General features: G+C 35.0%; 8 protein-coding genes. 3 read left to right on the plus strand and 5 right to left on the minus strand.

The features are described 5' to 3' along the window. On the plus strand, window positions 1–186 hold a 186-nt coding region (locus OM075_RS23725; RefSeq protein WP_301193046.1), incomplete at its 5' end, for an OmpA family protein. 84 nt (window positions 187–270) lie between these two features. On the opposite strand, the gene OM075_RS23730 is transcribed toward OM075_RS23725, so the two are convergent. Next, a complete protein-coding gene (locus OM075_RS23730) occupies window positions 271–897 on the minus strand; it encodes a chloramphenicol acetyltransferase (protein WP_301193047.1) in 627 nt (208 codons plus the stop codon). 160 nt (window positions 898–1,057) lie between these two features. Continuing rightward, window positions 1,058–1,804 (minus strand): peroxiredoxin-like family protein, encoded by a 747-nt coding sequence (locus OM075_RS23735; RefSeq protein ID WP_301193048.1) that lies wholly within the window; start codon window positions 1,802–1,804, stop codon window positions 1,058–1,060. Between the two features lie 180 nt (window positions 1,805–1,984). Here OM075_RS23735 and OM075_RS23740 point away from each other — a divergent pair, with 180 nt between their 5' ends. After that, a complete protein-coding gene (locus OM075_RS23740; RefSeq protein ID WP_301193049.1) occupies window positions 1,985–2,899 on the plus strand; it encodes a DMT family transporter in 915 nt (304 codons plus the stop codon). Between the two features lie 11 nt (window positions 2,900–2,910). Here OM075_RS23740 and OM075_RS23745 read toward each other — a convergent pair whose 3' ends face one another. After that, window positions 2,911–3,387 carry a hypothetical protein gene (locus OM075_RS23745; protein ID WP_301193050.1) on the minus strand — a complete coding sequence of 159 codons (477 nt, stop codon included), beginning with the start codon at window positions 3,385–3,387 and terminating at the stop codon, window positions 2,911–2,913. 100 nt (window positions 3,388–3,487) lie between these two features. Beyond that, window positions 3,488–5,455, minus strand: coding sequence for a glycoside hydrolase family 97 protein (locus tag OM075_RS23750; RefSeq protein ID WP_301193051.1), 1,968 nt, complete (start codon window positions 5,453–5,455; stop codon window positions 3,488–3,490). Between the two features lie 369 nt (window positions 5,456–5,824). On the opposite strand from OM075_RS23750, the gene OM075_RS23755 reads away from it, so the two are divergent. Then, the gene (locus OM075_RS23755) at window positions 5,825–6,715 is read left to right on the plus strand and encodes an SDR family oxidoreductase (protein WP_301193052.1); all 891 of its coding nucleotides are present in this window, start codon (window positions 5,825–5,827) and stop codon (window positions 6,713–6,715) included. Window positions 6,716–6,815: 100 nt separating this feature from the next. On the opposite strand, the gene OM075_RS23760 is transcribed toward OM075_RS23755, so the two are convergent. Further along, the gene (locus OM075_RS23760; RefSeq protein WP_301193053.1) at window positions 6,816–7,757 is read right to left on the minus strand and encodes a sialate O-acetylesterase; all 942 of its coding nucleotides are present in this window, start codon (window positions 7,755–7,757) and stop codon (window positions 6,816–6,818) included. Between the last annotated feature and the right edge of the window lie 232 nt (window positions 7,758–7,989).

The raw sequence follows: 7,989 nt of genomic DNA on the forward strand, positions 1-7,989 counted from the left end.
TTATCGCAAAAAAGAGCCGAATCTGCGGTTACATATATGGTAAACAGAGGTATTGATAAAAGTCGGGTTATAGCAAAAGGTTATGGAGAAACTCGTCTGAAAAATAAATGTGCCGATGGTGTGGAATGTTCAGAAGCAGAACATCAGGCCAACAGAAGGAGTGAGGTTACCATTATTGAAATGTAAAATACAAAAACACTATATCAGAGGAAAAGGAGTCGAAAGGCTCCTTTTTTGTTTTAGTGAATCTATCATCTAAAATCTATGGATCTAGCTGTTCAATAACTCTTCAAAAATCCTGAAAAACTCTGAAATATGGTAACCATCCATTAATCCATGATGTCCCTCTACAGATACAGGCATAAGCAGTGCTCCATTTTCTTTAAAGAATTTACCAAATGAAATTCTGGGAACAGAATCTGTATTATCTATATTTGATGGATGTATAATCTGAGTAAAACTTACCCATGGGATGGTTGTGTATCTGATATACTCAACATTGTTCTTATCCGGATCTAATCTTAATCCGGTTGAATTTTTAACCGCCTCAATTTCTTTCTGTAACCTGCTATTAAATACATCAAAATCTTCATCAAAGTCTATGTACGAAAAGGCAAAAGTATGATCATCTCTGGCAATGGTTGATCCTGCATGATTTTGATCCAGTTCGTAAACTTTATGGTCAATAATTCGCAGCTTAAATTCTCTTATTGCATTTGCCGCAATAATTGATTTGTGAAAGTAATAGGCAAAAAATGAGATATGATTCTCCTTTGCTAGTTTATAAGCTTTGGTACAGTTAACATTTGCAGTAAAACCAAAATGTGGACTTTTAAATGTGGAGAAGAACTCATAATGCTCTTTTCTGTTCCAGGATTCAATGTTTATTTCTTTCATGTTTATGTGTCAACTGAATGCAGGACCATTCATTTTATAGCGTTTTCAAAAATAGGAAAAAGAAAAGGCTTTGTAACCATTATATCCTAATTTGAATGTGATATAAAAGTTACAAAGCCTTGCTATAGTTCAGTGTTACTTACAAGTAAGTGCTAATTTTTTATAATGTTTTAAGTACGGATATGATTTCTTTAGGTTCAGCTCTATTTCTATAATCCGCATCCAGAAAGGCATATTTAATCACTTTATCAGTTCCGATAATATAAGTTGCAGCTAATGGTAATTGAGCAGAACTATTTCCGTTGTATTTGCTTAAACCAAAGTTTTGTTCGTATGCATCAGCAACATCGCTTGTTAGATTAAATACAACTTTGTATTGGCCTGCAACCTTATTGTCAATATCACTTAATACATCAAATTTTAGTGCATTTTTATCTTGTGTTGATAAGGTGCTGTCAGGCAATTCCGGAGTTAAAGCCAATAGGTTTGCATTGTATTGTTTAAACTCAGGTAAAGATGCTTGCATGTGATTTAAGGTTAGGTTGCAATATGGACACCAACCACCTCTATACCACATCAAAATTACAGGACCGTCTTTAAGCTTGTCGTATAATGTAATGTCTTTATTTAATGCGTTTTTCAAGGTAAAGTTAATGGCTGTATCTCCTACCTGAAGCGCATTTTCAACAACATTATCATTAACTATGGATTGAATACCTTCTGCATAAATTTTCTTTGTGTAATCAGAAGCTTTTGCAGAAAAAGCTTCTTTTCGTTTGTTTAAATCACTGGCCAGTGAATTTTCTTCAGAAGAAATAACCTTTTCTTCAGTTTCTTTTTCCTTATTGTTTGAGATGGAGCAGCTTATTAATGTGCTTATCAAAAGGATGTAATAAATTTTTGTCATATAAATAATTTATTGATAATGTGTGTTTATTAGTAAATGATGGATATAAAACTAACATAGAAATCGACTACTTGTTGTTTGTAAATGTGTTAATTAAGTGTAAAACAATCTGATTTAATGTTTTTTAATAAGAAATAAAATCACGATTGATATTCTTTTCTCACTTTTGCAAATAAAAACATGCACATCAATAAGGTTAAAGGTCACGTAGCAATGATTGTTGCAAACATGGCCTGGGGATTAATGGCTCCATTTGTTAAAACGGTTGTTTTAAACAGTAATATCAATGCTTGGACAATTGTTGCCTTTCGTGTAATGGGGGCAGCTCTGGCATTTTGGACAGCCTCCTTATTTATTCCCAAGGAAAAGGTTCCTGTTAAAGATTTAATGTGGCTGGTTTTGGCAGCCTTATTTGGTATTATACTAAATCAGGGTGTGTTTGTTTTAGGCGTATCATATACTTCACCTATAAATGCTTCTATAGTAACCACAACATTACCTATTGTGGCAATGATTATAGCCGCATTTTATTTAAAAGAACCCATTACCTGGAAAAAGCTTGTGGGTATTGTGATCGGTGCCACGGGGGCTTTAACAATTATTTTGAACAGTTCGTCGACAAGTGGGAGTGAAGATATTGGTTTTATTGGGATTTTACTCTGTTTCTTGGCTCAGTTGAGTTATGCCATCTATTTCGTGTTCTTTAAAAATATTATTAGCAGGTATTCGCCTATTACCTTAATGAAATGGATGTTTTTATTTAGTTCTGTAATTTATCTGCCACTTACCTGGTCGCAGTTATCAACACTTGATTACCAAAACATGTCCGGTTCTATCATTGGGGAATTAGCATTTATCGTATTGGGATCTACTTTTTTATCTTATATGATGATTCCTATAGCCCAAAAATATTTGCGACCAACAGTAGCCACAATGTACAATAATGTACAACCTATTGTGGCTTCTATTGCTGCTGTTCTATTACAGATTGATCACTTTGGATGGTTTAAAGTTTTAGCCATTTTGTTAGTGTTTAGCGGGGTATACCTGGTTACAACAAGTAAGGCTAAAGAAGAAGTTTCTTCTGATGATTAATCAGAGAATTCTCATGCGGTAACTTTAACGGAATCAAAATCTAAATGATGTAATATTTCTCGTAAAATAAGAATAAGAGCAAACTCTTCTCCCGACATTTCTGTGGACATCATGGAGTTAGGTGACCCCATAATGATGCGTGCAAAATTGTTGAATAAATCTTCAATGGTTTTGCGCGAATAGATTTCTTGATTTAAGCCGTTTTTGATTAAAGCTTCTGCCAGTTTTTGATTGTTTGTCACAAGCAAGGCATCATTATTTATCAGGCTCTTATTACTCATTAGTGCATCCTCAATATCATTAATAGCATATTCGGCACCAGCTTCTGTCGGAATACCATTTTTGAAATATTTTTTGGTGATAGATTGATAACCAATGGGTAATGTAATCTGCTGATCTAATGCTCCATTCTCATAGAACTCAAAAATTGTGTTTTCTGGTTCAAATTCTAATCGTCGTACTTTGTTTGGGTAATTATTTTGTTTCATGGTTATTATATTCTACAATAAAAAAACTTCTGTTTGTCTGAATCTTTAATTATTCAGCAAACAGAAGTGATATCATAATGTTCAAAAACCGGATAGGGCTTTACTGTTTTTCAACAATAGCAGCAAAACCACCACCTTTAGCCATTTTGATGCTAAAATGATCTTTGTTTGTAAGCGTTAATTCTTCTTTTTGTGCATGCGATGGATTTTCGTTGGCATCATCTGCATCTTTAAAAAGGATCATCTTGTACGTTCCTTCATCTAAAAACGAAAAATCAATGTTGAATTCACGTTCGCTTGAGTCAGTCATGCCTCCAATAAACCAAGTGTTTCCTGATTTTCGTGCCATTGTAATGTAGTCACCCACAGCTGCATTAACAACTTTACTATCATCCCAGGTTGTTGGTACAGCTTGTAAAAACTCAAGACCAATACCTGTTTTATAATTATCCGGAGAGTCGCAGAATACCGTAAATGCACTTTCGTAAACTACAGGCATGGCTAACTGATGGCATCTGGTTGATTGAACCATGGGGGAATGATCTTTTGATTCTCCCTCAGACAAAAATTCTTCAGGAGTAACGTTTCTAAAAGCAACCGGAGTATAGTCCATTTCACCAAGTAATCCTCGTGTAAAAGGCAATGTAACATTATGTTCCGGAGTTACTCTGTTGCTCCATTTTGAATATTCATTGCCCATCACACCTTCCCTGGTAATTAAGTTTGGATAGGTTCTGCTTACACCTGTAGGTTTATATGCGCCATGAAAATCAATAACCAGATGATGTTCTGCTGCTTTTTTTACAACATCGTGATAAAAGTTTACCATTTCCTGATCTTGCCTGTCCATAAAATCGATTTTTACACCAGAAACACCCCACTTTTCATATAATGGAAAAGCTTCATTCATTTGCTTTTGAATGTGTTTCCAATGTGCCCATATTACCAGTTTTACGTTTTTTGAGTTGGCATATTTTACCAATTCCGGAATATTAATGCCATCAATGTATTGGGTAATATACACATCCGGATTGGCATCTCCATCGGCAGCAAAAGGCTCGCCATACCATTGCCAGTCTACAATTTGGTATTCCCAACCCATTTCAGCCGCAAAGTCTATAAAATACTTCATGGTTTCCTGATTTGGTCCCAATTCAAAATCTGCTGCGGGAGCATATTTATTACTCCACCACCAATCCCAGGCCGAAGCACCAGGTTTTATCCATGATGGATCTTTTATTGCCAGTGGTTCGTTTAGATTTGCGATGATATCCGATTCAATTAGTTTTCCGGGTTGATCTGCAAGCATAATAACACGCCATGGAGAAACGGCAGGAGTATTTCTTTTCACCGCCACCAATGAATCATTAGGATATGGAGCGAGTTCAGTAACCATAGTTTCGTCAATCTTTTTCAGAAAAGCTCCGGACCAATTGGTTAAATTTGCTTCGGTGATGGCTGCATAGCTTTTATTTTGCAATTCAACCAGTAAAGGCATTCCAATCAGCTGGTTTGGTTGAATGTCAGATATTGTTACATTTAAAAACTCTTGTTCCTGCGATGATTTGTAGGTTTTGTAATCTGCTCGCCAAACTTTATAATTCTGATCAAAAGTAAATTCAGTTCTTTCCTGACTCAATTCAAATTCTGTTAAATGATCTTGTTCAGGGAATCCATATCTCAGGGCAATTCCATCGTTATAAGCCCGAACATATAAATCAATTAAAATATCAGCTTTTGTTTCATGTAATTGCAGTTGTAATTCGGTGTAGTTGTTGGTAACTTCTTTGCGTTTTCCCCAAATGCGATCCCATTTTTCATTAACGATTTTGGTTGATGTAGTAAGGATTTCAAAATCCTTTAAGGTGATCTGATCTTTTAAAATCAATTGAATGCCAGAATTTTTAATGATAGTGTCCCGATTAAAAACCACAGAATAATTTAATTGATTTTTTACATCAACAAATGCCTCAATTTTATGGTTGGGCGAGAATACTTTAGTTTGTTTTTTTGATGTGCAAGATGCCAGTATTAAAATGGCCGTTAACAAGGTGTAGAATGTTTTCATATACGATTTAATTTCATTGATTTTCTATAGTAATATCGTCTTGCAAAGAAGAACAATTTATAGGGCACATTAATATTTCTTATTAAAATTAAGATTCTGAATAAAGGGTTTGTTTTACAGGGGCAAGTTGGGTTAAATTCAATTTCATCACTAATATAGTATCATTTTAAGAACTATAATTGGCTTATTGCATCAGATTTTAATACTTCTATAAACTATAGCTTTTTGTTTCTAATGTTTTCAGACTTTTTAGATGGGATATTTGTTTGATTACTATGTGATTAAATATAAAAAGACATGGTGTGTACTCTGGCCAAAATCCCGATTTGGTTGTAACTTTATAGATAAAACATATAAAAATTAAAAGTCATGAAAAATAAAGTACTGATTACAGGAGCTAGTGGCGGTTTTGGCTTTTTGATATGTAAAGAATTAACGGCAAGAGGTTACGAAGTTGCCGGAACCACACGAAACTTGAATAGGAATGAGGTTGTTATTAATGATCTGAAACGAATGGGCATCCATATGATTGAAATGGATGTAACTGATGAAAGCAGTGTGAATAATGGAGTAAATCAGGCCATTGAAGAAATGGATGGTCTGGATATTCTGATTAATAATGCTGGTGTTGGCGCTTTAGGAATGCAAGAGCATTTTACTCCTGAAGACATGAAAAAGGTTTTTGATGTGAATGTGTTTGGCGTTCAACGCGTAACCCGGGCTGCTTTACCTTATTTACGAGAACAGCAGCGGGGAACAATACTGTTTGTGTCAAGTTTGTTAGGACGAGTAGCAATGCCTTTCTATGGTATATACAATGCTTCAAAATGGGCTTTGGAGGCTATGGCAGAAAACTACAGAGTGGAGCTGTCTCGCTTTGGTATAGAATGCTGTATTGTTGAGCCCGGTGGTTTCCCAACCACTTTCAAAGAAAACTTAATTAAACCACATGACAGGAGTCGTAATAAATCATATGGAACTTTTATGAGATCAGTAAATGCAACATTTGAAGGTTTCCAGGAAGCGCTCACACATTACGCAGAACAGCGTCCGGAAAATGTGGCCATTGCCATTGCTAATTTATTAGGTATGCCTTTTGGCGACAAACCTATGCGCAAGGTTATTGATTTTATGGAAATGGGAAACTATGTTGAAGAGTATAATGAAAAATATGATAGAATGATGTATTCATTATATTCTGCCTTTGGAAATGAGGGTATGTTAACAGTAGTGCAACCAACAGTTAAAGAGCATTTATAAAAGTTTTATTCTTAACCACCAAGGCAAAAGGGCACAGAGAATTACAAAAAAAACTTAGCGCCGTTGTATCTTGGTGGTTAAAATTATTTTCAGCTTATATTTATTTTGCTTCAGGAGCTTTACCTTCGTTTAGCTCATAAGCCTTATTGGCAAATTGTTTTCCTAAATCAATAAAGCCAGGACTATCATAATGCCATTTGTCAGAGTATTTATAATATCTGGTGGTTCTTACAATACCAGCTTTGGCATCTGTTTTAGCAAATTTTTCCTCAGCATACTGAACTAATTCTCCCCAATCCCAAACTTTACCATCAGGATCATTCCATGAGTCTGAAATTTTACCAACCACTACAGGAAGATCATCAACACGTAAACTTGCTCTTAACAAGTTCATCAAACGCTTTAGGTTATAGTAATATCTTAAACCGGTTTCTTCTGAATGTGCATCCGATTCTCCTTGCATCCAAACAATGCCCATAGGAACCAACACATCTTCTTTACCATCATTATTAATATCATTTACACTAAATGCATTTTGTATGGTTTTTAAGCAATGATCGTATTGATTGATTCCAGTTTTTCCATTAAAATCAGGCTCCCAGCATCCTGCGCCACTTCCTACCAACGTGTCAATAGCAGTTCCTCCTCTGGAGTATTTAATAATGGCAATTTTATCGTTTGGATATAATTCCTGGATGCGTTGTGCAAAAGATAATTCAACACCAAAGCGGTCCGACAGGTTGTTTTTTTCGCCATCAGTATTAAAACCAACTCCATGCCCGGGTTTTAATTGTGCCCACATTCCTTTGCTACCCTTTTTAGTATCGTCATCGGCAGCTGAGTTTCCATGGAAAATCCAGATGTCCTTTTGAGTTTTACTTAAGTCTTTAGGTAAATCTTTTACATAGCCGTAGCCATCCATATTCGACTGGCCAGCTAACAAGAAAACTTTAATGGTGTCTTTTTTTGATTTTTGGGCAAAAGATACAGCAGATATCGTAACCAGAGATATCAGCAGTAAGCCAATAGATTTAAAATTCATGATATTCTTTTCGTTTAATATTGTTTTGAATAGTTTGAATTTTAAAACTAATACTTTTTTTATTAAATGAAGATTATTTAAGGGATGGGGCAGTTAAATGGTATACTTTAAAAACTACATCTGTCCTAAATAAAAAAAATATTTCAATTCTTTAGCAGGTTCTAGATCGGCCTCAGCCAGTGAACCAAAAAACAAGATTAGCTTGACGATTAAAAATCGTTTTTGTTTGAGT

Origin of the sequence: Plebeiibacterium sediminum (genome assembly GCF_026013605.1) — a bacterium.
GTDB lineage: Bacteria > Bacteroidota > Bacteroidia > Bacteroidales > Marinilabiliaceae > Saccharicrinis > Saccharicrinis sediminus.